Below are 17,450 nucleotides of genomic sequence, written 5' to 3'. Positions count from 1 at the left end.
AGAAGTTTTGTGACTGCTTTGCATCCCGGCTTGTTTGCGGTATCGGGCGGGGATGAAACTGATAATCGATACAGACCCCGGCATCGACGATGCCATGGCGATCGCCTATGCCGCCGCTGCGCCTGAATTTGACCTGATCGGCCTGACCACGGTGTTCGGCAATGCGCATGTTCATCAGTCCAGCCGCAATGCCCGTTTCCTGCTGGACAAGCTGGGCCTGGACCTTCCGGTGGCGGAAGGCGCGCCTTTCCCTCTGGGGGCTGACATGCACGTCCCATCGGACCATGTCCATGGTCCCGAAGGGTTTGGTGACCTGACTGAAATTCCCGAGATCGGTCGGAACCATGATCTTCCCGCCGCAGAGTTTCTGGCCGAGATGGCCCGGAAGCACAAAAACGAACTGGTCGTGTGTGCGGTCGGACCGCTGACCAATATTGCCAACGCCATGCGATTGGACCCGGAATTTGCCGGTAATCTCGGCCGTTTGGTGATCATGGGCGGTGCCGTCTACTGCAAGGGCAACGTTACCGACCATGCGGAAGCCAACATCTATCACGATGCGGTTGCCGCAGATGCGGTCTTTTCCGCACCGCCCGAGACCGTGCTGGTTGGTTTGGACGTCACCCTGAAAACACTTTACGAGACCGCGGATTTCGACGCGCTGGCTCAAAAATCGCCCGGCATGGGATCTTTTCTGCGTGATATCTCTGGATTTTACCTGAAATTCTATAAGGAAATCGGCGGATTGGAAGGGTGCGGCCTGCATGATTCAACCGCCGTGATCGCCTGTTCGCACGGGGCCATGTTCGACATGGTCGAAACCGGGCTGCGTGTTGTGACGGAAGGCGACCGGATAGGTGCGACGCAACCTGACCGGGATCGTCCCGCAGTTCATGTTTGTCGTGATGTGGATGGGGCGGGTGTCGTGCGTCTGTTTACTGACCGCGTTGCATCCTTGCCCTGACGGGTTGCAAAGACCGATCGGATCGGGCAAATCCTGCCCGGTTCGGCGATCCGAGGCGATGACATGACCCAGCAATTCTCTTTCAAGCTCAAGGCTGCAGACGGCAAGGCGCGCACCGGTGTTATAAGCACTCCGCGTGGCGAGGTGCGGACACCTGCCTTCATGCCGGTTGGTACCGCGGCGACAGTCAAGGCGATGATGCCGGAAAGCGTCCGGGCCACCGGGGCCGACATTCTGCTGGGCAACACCTATCACCTGATGCTGCGCCCCACGGCCGAGCGGATTGATCGCCTGGGCGGGTTGCACAAGTTCATGAACTGGGACCGGCCGATCCTGACGGACTCGGGGGGGTTTCAGGTCATGTCGCTGGCCGGTTTGCGCAAGCTGACCGAAAAGGGTGTGACCTTCAAATCCCATATTGATGGATCGAAGCACGAGCTGACGCCAGAAAGATCAATGGAAATTCAGCGCCTTCTGGGTTCCGACATCGTGATGTGCTTTGACGAATGCCCTGCATTGCCTGCAAATCGCGACCGGATCGCCGAGTCTATGCGTTTGTCGATGCGTTGGGCCGAGAGGTCCCGTGACGCATTCGGGGATCGTCCGGGGCATGCTCTGTTCGGAATCATGCAGGGCGGTCTGGAGCGGGATCTGCGGGAAGAAAGCGCCGAGGCGTTGAAGAAGATTGGTTTCGAAGGCTACGCCGTTGGCGGTCTGGCAGTGGGCGAGGGGCAGGAGGCCATGTTCGACTGTCTCGATTACGCGCCTGATTTCCTGCCCATGGACAAGCCGCGTTACCTGATGGGCGTTGGCAAGCCGGATGACATAGTTGGAGCAGTGGCGCGCGGGATCGATATGATGGATTGCGTTCTGCCCTCGCGCTCGGGCCGTACCGGTCAGGTGTTCACGCGCCATGGCGTGGTGAACATCAAGAACGCGCGTCATGCGGATGATCCGCGCCCGCTGGATGAAAACTGTACTTGCCCGGCCTGTTCGAACTATTCACGTGCCTATCTGCACCATGTGTTCCGCGCCAACGAGATGATCTCGGGCATGTTGCTGACCTGGCACAACCTGCATTACTTTCAGGAAATCATGCAGGGCATGCGGGACGCGATCGCTGAAGGCTCCTTCGAGGCGTGGCAGGCCGCGTTCCACGCGCAACGCGCACAGGGCGACATCGAACCCCTGTAACCTGTCCGTTCAGGTGACAATTGCGGGGTTTTCCGGTATTCTGAAACCACTTTGTTCAAAGTTGTTTTGTTTGTGACCCGGAGAATTTTTGATGTTCCGCTTTTTCCTCGGCGCAGTCATTTTTTGCGCATCCCCTGCCGTTGCTGACGTCTGGACCTTTGAGACCCCATCCGAAAACATTCAGTGTTCGGTGGGGGAAAGCGCCGAGACCTCGGACATTCGGTGTACGATCATAGAAAGATACGGCCCTCCGGCGTTGCCGCGCCCCGCGAACTGTCAATCTGACTGGGGGCATGATTTTCAGATGTTCGACACCGGTCCCGTGGAATTGCTGTGCCAGCCACTGAACCGGAGCCGGGACGGATTTGACCGTGCGGAATACGGTGTAACCGGTCGGTTCGGAGGATTTACCTGCACCTCCTCCACGAAAGGTCTGGAATGTCGCAACCTGGATGGCCACGGTTTTTTTCTGTCCCGGGCAGTGCAGCAGGTGTTCTGACCCCGAAATTGCGCATTGCATATGCATGCTACACTAATTTCGGTGGATATGTTCCCGGGACATCTTGCAGTCCCGAAAACCTCGGTTCATGCTGCGAAACGATACATGGCGATAAGGTTGAAAAAGGGCGATGAGGCCCCACCTTTATCGTCCAAGACAGGAGATGGCCGGATGTTGCCTCGATGAGGGACAAGCGCCATCTTGCCAACGATAAGGATAGAGCATGCAAGAGCCTCTGAATTCCTCATACCCCGTCCTGCCGCTGCGCGATATCGTGGTGTTCCCACATATGATCGTGCCGCTTTTCGTGGGCCGAGACAAATCGGTCCGCGCGCTGGAAGAGGTGATGCAGGATGACAAACAAATTCTGCTGTCCAGCCAGATTGACCCCAGCGTCGACGACCCGGATGAGAACGGTATTTACCAGTCCGGTGTTCTGGCCAATGTGTTGCAGCTGCTGAAACTGCCCGACGGCACCGTCAAAGTGCTCGTCGAAGGGCAGGCGCGCGTGCAGATCACCGAGTTTCTTGAAAACGAAGAGTTTTTCGAGGCGCGGGCGGAATATCTGACCGAAATCCCGGGTGACGTCACCACGACCGAAGCCCTGTTGCGCACCGTCGCGGACGAGTTCGAGCGCTATGCCAAGGTGCGCAAGAACATCCCCGAAGAAGCGCTGACGGCCGTTGGTGAAACCACCGAGCCGGCAAAGCTGGCCGACCTTGTGTCGGGCCATCTGGGCATCGAGGTCGAACAAAAGCAGGACCTGCTGGAAACACTCAGCGTCAGCGAGCGGCTTGAAAAAGTCTATGGCCTGATGCAGGGCGAAATGTCGGTTTTGCAGGTCGAGAAAAAGATCAAGACCCGCGTCAAATCCCAGATGGAGAAGACCCAGCGCGAGTATTATCTGAATGAGCAGATGAAGGCCATTCAGAAAGAGCTTGGCGATGGCGAGGACGGCGCGAACGAGATCGCCGAACTGGAAGCCAAGATCGCCGAGACCAAGCTGTCGAAGGAAGCGCGCGAGAAGGCGGAAGGCGAGCTGAAGAAGCTCAAGAACATGTCGCCCATGTCGGCTGAAGCGACCGTTGTGCGCAACTATCTGGACTGGATCCTGTCACTGCCGTGGGGCACCAAATCTCGCGTTAAAAAGGATCTGGGTCGCGCGCAGGACATTCTGGATGCCGATCACTATGGACTTGAGAAGGTCAAAGAGCGGATCGTCGAATATCTGGCGGTTCAACAGCGCTCGAAAAAGCTGAAAGGCCCGATCCTGTGCCTTGTTGGCCCTCCGGGTGTGGGTAAAACCTCGCTGGGTAAATCGGTCGCAAAAGCCACGGGGCGCGAATTCATTCGCATCTCGCTGGGTGGTGTGCGCGACGAATCTGAGATTCGTGGCCACCGTCGGACTTATATCGGGTCGATGCCCGGCAAGATCATTCAGGCGCTGAAGAAGGCGAAAACCACAAACCCTCTCATCCTGCTCGATGAAATCGACAAGATGGGGCAGGATTTCCGTGGCGATCCAGCCTCGGCGATGCTAGAGGTGTTGGACCCGGAACAGAACAACACGTTCATGGATCATTATCTTGAGGTCGAATATGACCTGTCCAACGTGATGTTCCTGACCACGTCTAACAGCTACAACATGCCTGGGCCTCTGCTAGACCGGATGGAGATCATCCCGCTGGCCGGTTACACCGAAGAGGAAAAGAGCGAGATCGCCAAGCAACACCTGATCGACAAACAGGTCAAAAACCATGGTCTGAAAGCCAAGGAGTTTGAGCTGACCGATGAGGCGCTGCAATCGATCATCCGCACCTATACCCGCGAGGCGGGTGTGCGGAACCTCGAGCGCGAAATCGCCAAAGTGGCGCGGAAATCGTTGACCAAGATCATCAAGAAAGAGGCGGAGACCGTAAAGGTGACGCCCGACAATCTGGATGATTTTCTTGGAGTGCCCAAGTTCCGTTATGGCTTGGCTGAACAGGACGATCAGGTTGGTGTAGTCACTGGCTTGGCCTGGACTTCGGTCGGTGGTGATCTGCTGCATATCGAGGCTCTGAAACTGCCCGGCAAAGGGCGGATGAAGACCACTGGTAAGCTGGGCGATGTGATGAAGGAATCGATCGACGCGGCGTCGTCATATGTGCGGTCGATTTCTCCCAAGATCGGAGTCAAACCGCCTCAGTTCGACAAGATCGACATCCATGTGCACGTGCCGGATGGCGCAACGCCCAAGGATGGTCCGTCAGCGGGTCTGGCGATGGTGACATCGATCGTATCGGTTCTGACGGGCATTCCCGTACGCAAGGATATCGCCATGACGGGCGAGGTTTCGTTGCGCGGGAACGCAATGCCGATTGGCGGCTTGAAGGAGAAACTGCTGGCTGCGTTGCGCGGTGGTATCAAGACGGTCCTGATCCCAGAGGAAAACGAAAAGGATCTGGCGGATATCCCGGATAACGTAAAGGAAGGGCTGGAAATCATCCCGGTCAAGCACGTCTCGGAGGTTCTTGAGCATTCTCTGGTTCGTACACCGGAGCCGGTTGAATGGGACGAAGCCGCCGAGGAGGCCGCCGCAGCCGCAGCAGCCTCGTCAGAGGCGACGGGGCCATCGGCCACGGCACACTAAGTAGATTGAGCGAATGAAAAAGGCGGGGCGAATGCCCTGCCTTTTTTACAATCCAATGACGGGTTGCTTTGGATCAAGTATTTCTTCTTCGGCTATGTATTCATTGAACTTATCGGGTGGCAGAGCCGAGCGGACGGCAAGAACGAAAATGATCGACGAAAACAGGATGCAAAGCAGAAGGTCCCACCCAAACGGGATCTGCTTCAACGAACCGGCTCCGAATTGCCCAAGGAATGAGATCAGCCCAAGGCCTGAGAAATAAGGCACAAGCCACAGGGCCTCGGTAACGTCCATTTCGTCCAAACGTCCTCGGAACCGGATCAGCAACAGAGCTTTCCCGACAATCAGCGCGATGCCAAGCCGCCAGACCGTGTCCCATCCGCTCCAATAGACGATCAGCGTGGCGATGGCGAAAGCGGACAGCGCGACAAGTCGCACGGCCGGTATTCGGATCGATCTGGGATGATCTGGCATAAGGTTTCGCAGGCAAACCACGGCTATGGGCCCGACCGCAAATGACAAGACGATGGCCGCACCGTTCAGGGCAATGACGGTGGTAAAGGGTACTGTCAGCAGGAAAACCGTTCCGATCAGAAAGTTCAGCCCCAGCGCCCACAGCGGAACCCCGAATGACGACAAAACCTGCAACCGTTTGGGCAGAAAATCGTTTTTTGAAAGGGCGAGGGCGATACGGGCGTTTGACCCGGTTGCGACCAGCCCGTTTCCAAAGGGGCCTATCACGGATCCGACATTCAGCAGGCTCAGAAACCAGACCAGCCCGACAGACATGATGACGGCGTCCAGTGGTCCTTCGCCCCCAAAGCTCAACTGTGCCCATCCTTTGGACAGCATGGATGGGTCCAGCGCACCGATGAAGGCCACTTGCAAGCCAAGGTAGATGACGGCGCAAAGAACAATCGACAACACCAATGCGGCCGGAATTGCAAATTTTGGATTTCGAACTTCGCCAGCCATATCAACCACATGGCGAAAGCCGATGAATGAAAAAATAACGCCCCCGGTGGAAACGGCGGCCATGATACCCTGCGCGCCGTAGGGCGCAAAACCATCCGGTTGGGTGAAGTTCTCGAAGTTGAACCGGCTTGCGACAAGCAGAATCGACAGGACAACTGGTATGGCGATCTTGGCCCAGGTCAGCGCAGCATTGACGCGCGTGAAGAACTTGACCCCAAGCGCATTCACCGCGACGAACAGGAGCATGAAAACCAGCGCAACGAAAATACCCGCCCCGGTCAAATCACCTGTCTCGGCCGTATGCAACCAAGGCGCATACGGCGCCAGGTATTTCAGCATGGCCTCGACTTCGATGGGCGCTGTGGTGTTGTAGCCGATCCAGGCGGTCCATCCCATGGCCATCGAAACGATATTGCCATGCGAAAACTGAGGCACGCGCGCGATCCCTCCGGGAATGGGCAGCATGGCGGAAATCTCTGCGAAGGTGATGGCCAAAATGAACATGGCAACCGCGCCGATAATCCACGAGATCGTGGCCGCGGGCCCTGCATGCTGAACGGCCAGAAGGGGGCCGAATAACCAGCCCGAACCGATGATTCCTCCGACTGAAATGAAGGTCAGTCCCAGCAGGCCGATGTCGCGCTTTAACCCCGTCATGGTGACCTCAGCCTTAGTGTGTGGCCTTTAATCGGGCCAAATAGGGCACGATAGCCGCCGAACGCGCGACATGGCAAGCCCGCTGGTTCCAAGCGAAAATCCGAAAATGGGATGGTGGGTGATAAGAGATTTGAACTCCTGACATCTTCGATGTGAACGAAGCGCTCTACCACTGAGCTAATCACCCATGACATGCGGTCATATCTTCCGCGGGGGTGCGCTGCAAGGGAAATTGAACAATTCGCGAGGGCAAAAAACAGCGGGCAAACAAAAAACTGGATTCTGACAAAAAACTGCAAAACGCCGCTTGACGCTGCCCGACCGTGGCCATAATACACCCAAACGTTCAGCAATGAACATGCAGCGGGCGGTTGTAGCTCAGTTGGTTAGAGTACCGGCCTGTCACGCCGGGGGTCGCGGGTTCGAGCCCCGTCAACCGCGCCATCGCTGCCAACCTTGGTCCAGGATAAAGGCCATGAAATAGATGCGCGGTTGTAGCTCAGTTGGTTAGAGTACCGGCCTGTCACGCCGGGGGTCGCGGGTTCGAGCCCCGTCAACCGCGCCATTTTCTCCTCAAGATCATGGATCCGCCAGATAGCCAGGCATTGAGCTGTTCGATTCCATGCCCATCGTTTGATTTGGTCGGCGAAAACCTGTACGTTCACTAAATGTTCTAACTTTTCTGTTGGAGACTCGGGCAAGCTCGCCTATCTCTAAACCACTTGTTTGTTGGGGGCCGGAAATGGCTGAGCTGAAGAATATAGAGGTGCGCGGCGCGCGCGAGCATAACCTCAAAGGCATCGATGTCGACATCCCTCGGGATCAGTTGGTGGTGATCACCGGGCTGTCCGGTTCGGGCAAGTCGTCGCTGGCGTTCGACACGATTTATGCCGAAGGTCAGCGCCGTTATGTCGAAAGCCTGTCCGCTTATGCGCGGCAGTTTCTCGACATGATGGAAAAGCCCGATGTTGACCATATCAGTGGACTGTCTCCGGCGATCTCCATTGAACAAAAAACGACCTCGAAGAACCCGCGTTCGACTGTGGGAACCGTAACCGAGATCTATGACTATCTGCGTCTGTTGTTCGCCCGCGCAGGTACGCCGTACAGCCCGGCCACCGGCCAGCCGATCGAGGCGCAACAGGTGCAGGACATGGTCGACCGCATCATGGCGATGGAGGAGGGCACGCGGGGTTATCTGCTGGCTCCGATCGTGCGCGACCGCAAAGGTGAGTACCGGAAGGAATTTCTGGAACTGCGCAAGCAGGGGTTCCAGCGCGTGAAGGTGGATGGTGAGTTCCATGAGCTGGATCAGCCCCCGACATTGGACAAGAAGTTCCGTCACGATATTGACGTTGTGGTCGACCGCCTGGTTGTTCGTGAAGGCATGGAAACGCGTTTGGCCGATAGCCTGCGCACCGCTCTGGATCTGGCGGACGGAATCGCGATTCTGGAAACGGCCCCACGAGAAGGAGAGCCGGAACGGATTACCTTCAGCGAAAACTTCGCCTGCCCGGTCAGCGGTTTCACCATCCCGGAGATTGAACCGCGCCTGTTTTCGTTCAATGCGCCATTCGGAGCCTGCCCGGATTGTGACGGCTTGGGGGTCGAGCTGTTCTTTGACGAGCGTCTCGTGGTGCCGGATCAGACGCTGAAACTGTATGACGGGGCCCTGGCACCATGGAGGAAAGGCAAGTCGCCGTATTTCCTTCAGACCATCGAGGCCATCGCGCGTCATTATGAGTTTGACAAGAACACGCCTTGGAAAGACCTGCCCAGCAAAGTGCAGCAGGTGTTCCTGCGGGGCTCGGGCGATGAGGAGATCCAGTTCCGCTATGACGAGGGCGGACGGGTGTACCAGGTGACACGCAGCTTCGAAGGCGTGATTCCGAATATGGAACGGCGTTATCGCGAAACGGATAGCGCGTGGATACGCGAGGAATTCGAACGGTACCAAAACAACCGCCCGTGCGGCACCTGCGAAGGGTATCGTCTGCGCGCCGAAGCCTTGGCCGTGAAGATCGCGGGGCTGCATGTCGGTCAGGTGGTACAAATGTCCATCCGCGAAGCGCTTGCCTGGATCGAGGATGCTCCGAACCATCTGAGCGCTCAGAAGAATGAGATCGCCCGGGCCATTCTGAAGGAAATCCGCGAGCGGTTGGGTTTCCTGAATAATGTTGGTTTGGAATACCTTACGCTATCTCGTTCAAGTGGAACCCTGTCAGGCGGCGAAAGTCAGCGTATTCGTCTGGCAAGCCAGATTGGATCGGGCCTGACCGGGGTGCTTTATGTATTGGACGAGCCCTCGATCGGTTTGCACCAGCGTGACAATGACCGGTTGCTTGGTACGCTCAAGAGTCTGCGGGATCAGGGCAACACCGTGATCGTCGTCGAACATGACGAGGAAGCCATCCGCGAAGCCGATTATGTGTTCGACATTGGCCCCGGTGCGGGCGTGCACGGCGGGCAGGTGGTCAGCCACGGCACGCCCGAGCAGATCGCAGCGGATGCGGCCTCGATCACGGGGCAGTATCTGTCAGGTGTACGCGAGATTCCGGTGCCCGCCGACCGGCGCAAGGGAAACAAGAAAAAGGTAACGGTGGTAAAGGCTTCGGGCAACAACCTCAAGGACGTGACGGCCGAGTTTCCCTTGGGCAAGTTTGTTTGTGTCACGGGTGTATCTGGCGGCGGAAAGTCGACCCTGACGATTGAGACGTTGTTCAAGACCGCCTCGATGCGCCTGAATGGCGCGCGGCAGACGCCTGCGCCGTGTGAGACAATCAAGGGTTTGGAGCATCTGGACAAGGTCATCGATATCGACCAACGCCCGATCGGGCGGACTCCGCGGTCGAATCCGGCAACCTATACCGGGGCCTTCACCCCGATCCGCGACTGGTTCGCCGGGCTGCCCGAGGCGAAAGCGCGGGGATACAAGCTGGGCCGTTTCAGCTTTAACGTGAAGGGCGGCCGCTGTGAGGCCTGTCAGGGGGACGGCGTCATCAAGATCGAGATGCACTTCCTTCCCGACGTCTATGTCACCTGCGAAACCTGCAAGGGCGCGCGGTACAATCGCGAGACGCTCGAGATCAAGTTCAAGGGCAAGTCCATTGCGGATGTGCTTGATATGACGGTGGAAGACGCGCAGGAATTCTTCAAGGCCGTGCCCTCGATTCGCGACAAGATGGATGCGCTGGCCCGCGTTGGTCTTGGCTATATCAAGGTGGGTCAACAGGCGACCACGCTGTCGGGTGGTGAGGCGCAGCGTGTCAAACTGTCCAAGGAACTGTCGAAACGATCAACCGGGCGGACGCTCTATATTCTGGACGAACCGACCACGGGTCTGCATTTCGAAGATGTACGCAAGCTGTTGGAAGTGCTGCATGAATTGGTCGATCAGGGCAATACCGTCGTGGTGATCGAACACAATCTGGACGTGGTGAAAACCGCCGACCATATAATCGACATCGGGCCTGAAGGCGGCGACGGCGGTGGTGAGATCGTAGCCGTCGGAGCACCCGAAGAGATCGCTCAAGTCGAACGCAGCCATACCGGTCGGTATCTGAAAACCATGCTCAATCCGGATCGGGTGGCGGCGGAGTAGGCAGCTTCAGGCTGTCTTCGCTCCACCGCCTGTCCAATCTAGTTTTTCTTGGTTGGGCAGGTGCTGATGCCCAACACCGAGTATATCGGGCATGAATTCAGCAGACCGGTGACCAACGGCACGATGCCGATCCACATCCAGGTTCCGTATCCCAACAGAGCGCCCAGAATAAGCGCGGCGCCTATTGCAATCCGAAGCGTTTTGTCGAGCCCACCCATGTTTTTGGTCATCACGTAAGAATCCTTTCCAAAAGGTTGCACCCTTCGGATATCAAATATTCCGTGAGTGGAATATGACTTGGATCAACTTCGCCCACGCTTTTCAAACCGAGGCAGCATGGCGCTGAAATCGCGGCCCAGACCGTCCTCGTTTTCGACGAATTGCTCGTAAAGTGCAGTCGCGGCCTGTCCCATAGGTGTATCCGCATCCGCACTGGATGCGGCCTGTTGGCTGAGGCGCAGGTCCTTCAGCATCAACTCTGCTGCAAATCCAGGAGTATAGTCATTATCGGCTGGGCTTTGCGGGCCAACGCCCGGGGCAGGGCAATAGGCGTTCATCGTCCAGCTGTACCCGGATGAAGTGCTGACCACATCGAACATCTTTTGGCGGTCCAGACCCAGTTTGTCGGCCAGGGCAAAGGCCTCGCACGTGGCGATCATGGTCACGCCGAGGATCATGTTGTTGCAGATCTTGGCGGCCTGGCCGGCTCCGGCTTCGCCGCAGTGAACCGCTTTCTGCCCCATGATGTCGAACAGAGGAGCCGCCTTTGCAAAGGCGTCGTCTGACCCGCCGGCCATGAATGTCAGGGTGCCACCTGCCGCGCCGCCGACCCCCCCCGAAACCGGAGCGTCCACGAACAGCAGACCGGCGCCGCTGGCCTGTTCCGCGACTGCGCGTGCGCTGTCCACGTCAACTGTCGAGCAATCGATCAGCACGGCACCCTTCGCCATGGCGGGAATGATCTGATCTGCAACGGCCCGCAGGATGGCGCCATTCGGCAGCATGGTTATGACTGCATCGGCAGAGGCGACGGCTTCGGTCGCGGTACCGGCTTGAGTCACCCCGTCAACGGCAACGCCGGCCGTGTCGAATCCGAGAACCTGATGGCCGGCCTTTGCCAGATTGGCCGCCATGGGTGCCCCCATGTTTCCCAGCCCTATGAACCCGATCTGCATCTCTCAGTCCTCCTCGAATGTCAGGGTGTCCGCACCCAATGGCTGCAACATTTTCGAGACGGCCACCAGGGGGACGTCCATATCGGAAAACTGCCAGTTCGGGTTGCGGTCTTTGTCTATGATCTGCGCGCGGATACCTTCCAGAAAGTCACCATGCTCCATCGCTCGGTGGGTAAAGCGGTATTCCATCTCCAACGCGCGCCGCATGGTAAGCGAGGGGCCACGCAGACGGTGCAGCATCTCGATCGTGCAGGCTACGGAAAGCGGTGCGTTTTTCGTTATTTTTTCCAGAGTTTTGTCTGCAAATTCCTGACCGTCATTGCGCAGGCTGATCAGGATGTCGCCCAGAGTTTCACCGGAAAAATGATTGTCGATATCCGTCAGCGCCACTGCCAATTCACCACTGGGTGGCGTTTCGGAATGTTCGGCCACCAGTTCGGCATTTCCAGACGCTTCCAGAATTTCGATCAGGTCAGACCATTGCGACTGGGGGATGAAATGGTCGGCAAACCCCGCAAAGATCGCGTCCGCAGGCCCCATCCTGAAGCCCGTGGTCCCAAGGAATTCACCCAGTCGCCCCGGTGCAAGGGCCAGCATCAATGACCCGCCGACATCCGGAATCAAGCCAATCGAGCATTCGGGCATGGCAATCCTGGAGCTTTCTCCGACGACACGGTGGCTGCCATGGCAGCCGATGCCGACACCCCCGCCCATTGTAAACCCCTGAAGAAAACTGATGACTGGTTTGGGATATTCGAAGATCAGGGCATTCAGACGATATTCGTCCCGCCAGAACTTCTGGCCATACGCATAATTGCCTTCTGTGCCCGTTTCATAAAGTTCGGCAATGTCACCCCCTGCACAAAAGGCTTTTTCCCCCTCGGCGTCCAGAACTATCAGGTCAACGGCATCGTCTTCCCGCCAGTTGCGCATCGCCGTGTCGATGGCCATGCACATGTCATAGCTCAACGCGTTCAGCGCATGGGGACGGGTCAGGGTGATGCGACCGGCACGGCCTGTGTTGCGGATTTCAATGTCTGACATCGGGGCCTCAGCGATTGGCGAGCAGTTGGCGCGCGACGATCACGCGCATAATCTCGTTCGTGCCTTCCAAAATCTGATGCACGCGAAGATCGCGCACAAGCTTTTCGATGCCGTAATCCGCAAGATATCCGTACCCGCCATGCAGTTGCAGGCACTGATCCACCACTTTCGACCCGGCTTCGGTTACGAATTTCTTCGCCATCGCACAGAATTTCGTGGCATCGGGCGCGCCGTTGTCCAGTTTCCATGCCGCCTGACGCAGGAAGGTGCGTGCCGCCTGTAATTCGATCTCCATATCCGCCAGACGGAACTGAAGGGCCTGGAACTGATCGATGGATTGGCCGAACGCCTTGCGCTCGGACATGTATTGCAGGGTCATATCCAGCCCGGCCTGAGCAGCCCCAAGAGAACAGGCCGCGATATTGAGTCGCCCGCCATCGAGGCCCATCATCGCGTATTTGAAGCCGTCGCCTTCGGTGCCCACGAGGTTGCCTGCGGGAATTTTGCAGTCGTCGAACTGAACCTGCGCAGTGGGTTGGCTTTTCCAGCCCATTTTCTGCTCCAGCGCCCCAAAGCTGAGCCCCGGCGTGCCGTCCTCGACATATACGGTCGAGATCCCCTTGGGCCCGTCCTGACCTGTGCGTACCATGCAAACATAGGCATCCGAATAGCCACCGCCCGAAATGAACGCCTTGGTACCGTTCAACGTATATCCTTCGTTGGTGCGTTCGGCGCGGGTTTTCAAGGCCGCCGCGTCAGAGCCGGAACCGGGTTCGGTCAGGCAATAGCTCAGAACCGTATTCAGGCTCAGAACATCCGGCATGATGCGCGCCTTTAGGTCGTCATCCGCGAAATTGTCCAACATCTTGGCGCACATGTTGTGGATCGACAGGAAGGCGGCGACCGACGGGCAGGCCATCGACAGCGCCTCGAAAACCAGCGTGGCATCCAGGCGGGTCAGATTTGACCCTCCGCTTTCCTCGGATACGTACAGCGCGCCGAAACCAAGCTCGCCTATCTGGGGCCACAGGGTTTTGGGAATGGTTCCGTCCGCTTCCCACTGGCGCGCAAAGGGGGCGATGTTTTCCTGCCCGAACGCGTGCGCCATGTCGAATATGGCTGTTTGCTCCTCGCTGAGTGCGAAATCCATGACGCTCCCTCCCGTCGGCAATGAATTGAACGGTTGTTTATTTCTGAATTCTTACAGAAATTTTGCAGGCGCAACAATGAGTCGGTTGAAACGGGTCACAAGCCGGAAACGTTCAGAGATCGGCGTGAAACTCCTCGATCAGGTGGCGCACGACGGCTTGCCCCGGATCATCACCGCGCGCTGATGCCTCGGCATGAATACGGCGTTGGCGCGTGGCGGAAGTGCCGTTTTCAGCAATCTGCCTGAGCCGTGCAAGCTCGGTCATCGTGCCAAGTGCTTCGGTGTCTTCTGCCAACAACCCCATGAGGTCGCCGATCAGTTCAGACATGGGCTTGACCGAACGGTCGCCGAAATCGATCAGCCCTTCACCCACTCCGTAGCGCTGCGCGCGCCAGCGGTTTTCCCCGATCAGGAAACGATCATATTGCCGCCAGCGCAGGTTGCGGTCTTTCAGACGGCACAGCATCCGGGTCAATGCTTGAACCAGTGCGGCCAAGGACAAAGCGTGTTCCAGACGGGGTTGAACATCCATGATCCGCGTTTCCAAAGTTGGGAAACGATGCGAGGGGCGCAGATCCCACCAGATCTTGGTGGTGTCTTCGATGACCCCAAGCTCGACCAGAATGCCTGTGTTCCGTTCATACTCGCCCCAGCTGGCGAACACGGGCGGCAGCCCGGTGCGGGGCAGGTTGTCGAACACCGTCAGCCGGTATGAAGACAGGCCGGTATCCTCGCCGTTCCAATAGGGCGAAGATGTGGACAACGCCAGAAGATGAGGAAGAAAGTATGACAGTTGCGGCATCAGATCGGCACGCAGGGCAGGGTCCTCGACTCCGACATGTACATGCATCCCGCAGATCAGCATCCGCCGGGCAACGCCGCCCAATGCATGTTGTAGCGCGTCATACCGTTCTTTCCGGGTGTGGTGTTGATCCTTCCAGTTGGCGAACGGGTGACACGAGACGGCGATAGGGGACAGGTTGTATTCGGCGGCCCGTTTCGAAACGCATGACCGCAGCCGCTTCAGGTCTTCGCGCGCCGAAGCGACCGTGGCGTGCGGTCTGGTGCCAACCTCGATTTGACATTGCAGGAACTCGGGGCTGACCTGACCTTCGAAATCGCTTTGGCAGGCCGCCATCAGCGCTTCGGGGGCTTCGGACAATTGCAGGCTGTCACGATCCACCAACAGGTATTCTTCTTCGATCCCGAGTGTAAATTCCTGCTGCATGGAGCCCCTCGCAGTTGTCAGTTCCATCAGTGAATACGGAAATTTACGTTTTGCCAAGGGTTTGACAGGCTTGCCCTTGCAGAGAAACGGTTCGCAACGGTAAGGAACATTGCATCACAGATCGCGGAGCCAGCGCCTTGAAACCCAGAAAATTCCCGAAGATCAACGCCGCCCTTAAAGAATTGGGGGTGAAACTGGTCGACAGAGTTGCGGAACAGGATGAACGGGCGCGGCTGGAAGCCTTCGAAGCGGCGGGTGGGTTGACGCGCCCCGCTTATGCGTTGTCGCCAGGGATGGAGGGGTTCGACATCTCTCAACTTGTGGCGGAATTCGAGCGTCACAAGGCTGCTCTGGAGGCGCTGAAAGATCCCGCACGCAACCAGAACGGTTATCGTACCGGCAATGGTTACTATGACAGCCCGGATGCGGACGCGTTGTATCTGATGATCCGCCGCTTTCAGCCCAAACGCGTGATCGAGGTCGGGTGTGGCAATTCCACCCGTGTGACCCGTCAGGCAATCATCGATGGCAATCTGGATACCACCATTACCGCGGTCGATCCGTACCCACGCGCCGATATCGCCCATGTGGTCGACCGGTTCGAACAAAAACGTCTTGAAGAAACAGACCCGGCATTGTTCGCAGAACTGGAGGCCGGAGACGTTCTGTTCATCGACTCCAGCCATGTTGTGCGGATGAGCAACGATGTCGCCCATCTGTTTTGCCGCATTATACCGTCGCTTAATCCCGGGGTGGTGATCCACGTTCACGATGTTTTTTTGCCCTACGAATATCCCAAGCGCTTCTTCTATGATTGCCCGGGCTGGGGAGAGCAGTACGTATTGCACAGCTTGCTGCAATCTGGCGCGTATTCAATGCTTTGGCCGGGATATTACCTGCAACAGGATCGGCCTGATGCCGTTGTTGCCTTGCCGTTCCTGGCCGAGGGGCGGGCGCAAAGCATCTGGGTGCAGCTCAAAGAAAACTGAAACCAAAGTGATCCATTGCGGCAAAAGGTCCGTAACCCTTTCCATAACACGCTGGAGAGGAGAAGACAGCTATGTTCCGTCGTACATTCATGGGCGCAGCCGCCGCACTTGCATTCGCTATGCCGCTCAAGGCTCAGGCCGCTGATATCGTCGACACCGCCGTTGCCGCCGGGTCGTTCAACACTCTGGTCGCCGCCGTTCAGGCTGCAGGCTTGGTTGACACCCTGAAAGGTGACGGTCCGTTCACAGTATTTGCCCCCACAGACGAAGCCTTTGCTGCGCTTCCTGAAGGTACTGTCGAGACGCTTTTGAAACCAGAAAACAAAGATCAACTGGTCGCGATCCTGACCTATCACGTGGTACCGGCCAAGGTTATGTCCGGTGATATCGCGGGCAAACGCGCCAAGGTTCTGACCGTTCAGGGTGACCGGCTGAGCGTCAACGCCAAAAACGGTGTGAAAGTGAACGACGCCAAAGTCGTGCAGGCCGACATCGAAGCCAGCAATGGTGTCATCCACGTCGTCGACGCGGTCATCCTGCCGGAATAAACGCCGTCTTCCGAAGACAAGAAAGCCCCGGCGAACGACCGGGGCTTTTGCTTTTCAACCTGGGTGGATCAGACTAGTCGAACCTGCGTGCCAACTTTTACCAGCGGATACAGCTCTTCTACATGCTGGTTGTACAGGCCAATACAACCTGACGAGCTCTGACGACCGATCTTGCGGGTGTCGTGCGTGCCATGGACAAGATAGGCAGGCCAACCCAGATACATGGCGCGGGTTCCCAGTGGGTTGCCAGGATCGCCACCTTCCATCCGAAGCGGCAGAGAAGGATCACGTTCGCGCATTGATGCCGTAGGTGTCCAGCTTGGGAATTCCGTCTTACGCACAACTTTCGTGTACCCGCGTTTGGTAAGCTCTTCGCTCATGGGCACGGAACTTGGGTACAGTTTGTATGTGCCGTCAGGCCCCCAGTAATGGACGGCGCGGCTGGTGATATCGGCCAACAGGCAACCAACGCCCAATTCATCGAAATGGTCCTGCCAGTTCTGCTGCGAGAAGGACGATATATTGCGTCGGACTGGCAATTGCGTACTGATCGCCTCTTCCGTTTCCGGGAAAGCATCCGTGCTTTGTGCCCGAACAAGGGCAGGTGTTGCCACCAAAGAGGCCACGCCCAGCAAGGCAGAGCGACGGGTCATACGGGATTGGGACAAGGTTGCCTCCGATAAGTTCACTGCTCAGTACATCGTTCACGCCAAAATATGGGTGTTGAGTGAATTTTTCCAGAGTGAACCACTTGAATTTCCTGTGACCGAGCGGACGAAAGCTGGTTTTCGGCG

14 protein-coding genes and 3 tRNA genes are annotated in these 17,450 nt (G+C 57.4%); 9 read left to right on the top strand and 8 right to left on the bottom strand.

Translation table 11 applies throughout. The features are described from left to right. Positions 1 to 52: 52 nt before the first annotated feature. The 4 genes from ACR0C6_RS05465 (at position 53) to lon (ending at position 5,289) form a co-directional block, all read left to right on the top strand. Positions 53 to 964: a nucleoside hydrolase gene (locus ACR0C6_RS05465; protein ID WP_480618572.1), complete on the top strand. Its 912-nt coding sequence runs from the start codon at positions 53 to 55 to the stop codon at positions 962 to 964. A 63-nt stretch (positions 965 to 1,027) separates the two neighbouring features. Next, on the top strand, positions 1,028 to 2,158 hold the full coding sequence (gene tgt / locus ACR0C6_RS05460) for a tRNA guanosine(34) transglycosylase Tgt (RefSeq protein ID WP_480618570.1): 1,131 nt from the start codon (positions 1,028 to 1,030) through the stop codon (positions 2,156 to 2,158). A 91-nt stretch (positions 2,159 to 2,249) separates the two neighbouring features. Then, the gene (locus tag ACR0C6_RS05455; RefSeq protein WP_152457854.1) at positions 2,250 to 2,657 is read left to right on the top strand and encodes a DUF6636 domain-containing protein; all 408 of its coding nucleotides are present in this window, start codon (positions 2,250 to 2,252) and stop codon (positions 2,655 to 2,657) included. Between the two features lie 223 nt (positions 2,658 to 2,880). After that, the gene (lon, locus tag ACR0C6_RS05450) at positions 2,881 to 5,289 is read left to right on the top strand and encodes an endopeptidase La (protein ID WP_480618568.1); all 2,409 of its coding nucleotides are present in this window, start codon (positions 2,881 to 2,883) and stop codon (positions 5,287 to 5,289) included. 45 nt (positions 5,290 to 5,334) lie between these two features. On the opposite strand, the gene ACR0C6_RS05445 is transcribed toward lon, so the two are convergent. Further along, positions 5,335 to 6,921: an APC family permease gene (locus ACR0C6_RS05445; protein WP_480618566.1), complete on the bottom strand. Its 1,587-nt coding sequence runs from the start codon at positions 6,919 to 6,921 to the stop codon at positions 5,335 to 5,337. Positions 6,922 to 7,033: 112 nt separating this feature from the next. Beyond that, positions 7,034 to 7,108 (bottom strand) — tRNA-Val (locus tag ACR0C6_RS05440). A gap of 180 nt (positions 7,109 to 7,288) precedes the next feature. On the opposite strand from ACR0C6_RS05440, the gene ACR0C6_RS05435 reads away from it, so the two are divergent. From ACR0C6_RS05435 to uvrA, 3 genes are all read left to right on the top strand, one after another. Continuing rightward, positions 7,289 to 7,365 (top strand) — tRNA-Asp (locus ACR0C6_RS05435). A gap of 44 nt (positions 7,366 to 7,409) precedes the next feature. Continuing rightward, positions 7,410 to 7,486 (top strand) — tRNA-Asp (locus tag ACR0C6_RS05430). Positions 7,487 to 7,663: 177 nt separating this feature from the next. Next, positions 7,664 to 10,522 carry an excinuclease ABC subunit UvrA gene (uvrA, locus tag ACR0C6_RS05425; RefSeq protein ID WP_480618564.1) on the top strand — a complete coding sequence of 953 codons (2,859 nt, stop codon included), beginning with the start codon at positions 7,664 to 7,666 and terminating at the stop codon, positions 10,520 to 10,522. A gap of 38 nt (positions 10,523 to 10,560) precedes the next feature. On the opposite strand, the gene ACR0C6_RS05420 is transcribed toward uvrA, so the two are convergent. The 5 genes from ACR0C6_RS05420 to ACR0C6_RS05400 form a co-directional block, all read right to left on the bottom strand. Further along, complete coding sequence (locus ACR0C6_RS05420; protein WP_171116124.1) at positions 10,561 to 10,752, bottom strand: YgaP family membrane protein; 192 nt, start codon at positions 10,750 to 10,752, stop codon at positions 10,561 to 10,563. Positions 10,753 to 10,824: 72 nt separating this feature from the next. Continuing rightward, on the bottom strand, positions 10,825 to 11,697 hold the full coding sequence (mmsB, locus tag ACR0C6_RS05415; RefSeq protein WP_480618562.1) for a 3-hydroxyisobutyrate dehydrogenase: 873 nt from the start codon (positions 11,695 to 11,697) through the stop codon (positions 10,825 to 10,827). A gap of 3 nt (positions 11,698 to 11,700) precedes the next feature. Then, a complete protein-coding gene (locus ACR0C6_RS05410) occupies positions 11,701 to 12,741 on the bottom strand; it encodes an enoyl-CoA hydratase/isomerase family protein (protein WP_480445012.1) in 1,041 nt (346 codons plus the stop codon). 7 nt (positions 12,742 to 12,748) lie between these two features. Beyond that, positions 12,749 to 13,891, bottom strand: a complete 1,143-nt coding sequence (locus ACR0C6_RS05405) for an acyl-CoA dehydrogenase family protein (protein WP_171328540.1) — start codon at positions 13,889 to 13,891, stop codon at positions 12,749 to 12,751. Positions 13,892 to 14,003: 112 nt separating this feature from the next. Then, positions 14,004 to 15,119, bottom strand: a complete 1,116-nt coding sequence (locus ACR0C6_RS05400) for a carboxylate-amine ligase (RefSeq protein ID WP_171204695.1) — start codon at positions 15,117 to 15,119, stop codon at positions 14,004 to 14,006. Between the two features lie 137 nt (positions 15,120 to 15,256). Here ACR0C6_RS05400 and ACR0C6_RS05395 point away from each other — a divergent pair, with 137 nt between their 5' ends. Together ACR0C6_RS05395 and ACR0C6_RS05390 are read left to right on the top strand one after the other, a co-directional pair. Further along, entirely contained in the window at positions 15,257 to 16,108 is an 852-nt protein-coding gene (locus ACR0C6_RS05395; protein WP_480618560.1) for a class I SAM-dependent methyltransferase, read from the top strand. Between the two features lie 71 nt (positions 16,109 to 16,179). Then, positions 16,180 to 16,656 (top strand): fasciclin domain-containing protein, encoded by a 477-nt coding sequence (locus ACR0C6_RS05390; RefSeq protein WP_152457864.1) that lies wholly within the window; start codon positions 16,180 to 16,182, stop codon positions 16,654 to 16,656. Positions 16,657 to 16,724: 68 nt separating this feature from the next. Here ACR0C6_RS05390 and ACR0C6_RS05385 read toward each other — a convergent pair whose 3' ends face one another. After that, complete coding sequence (locus tag ACR0C6_RS05385; RefSeq protein ID WP_480618819.1) at positions 16,725 to 17,309, bottom strand: L,D-transpeptidase; 585 nt, start codon at positions 17,307 to 17,309, stop codon at positions 16,725 to 16,727. Positions 17,310 to 17,450: the final 141 nt, after the last annotated feature.

Source organism: Ruegeria sp. AL12, assembly GCF_056540885.1.
Note: the sequence above shows the minus strand (reverse complement) of the source record. Positions and strands in the feature narration are given on the sequence as shown.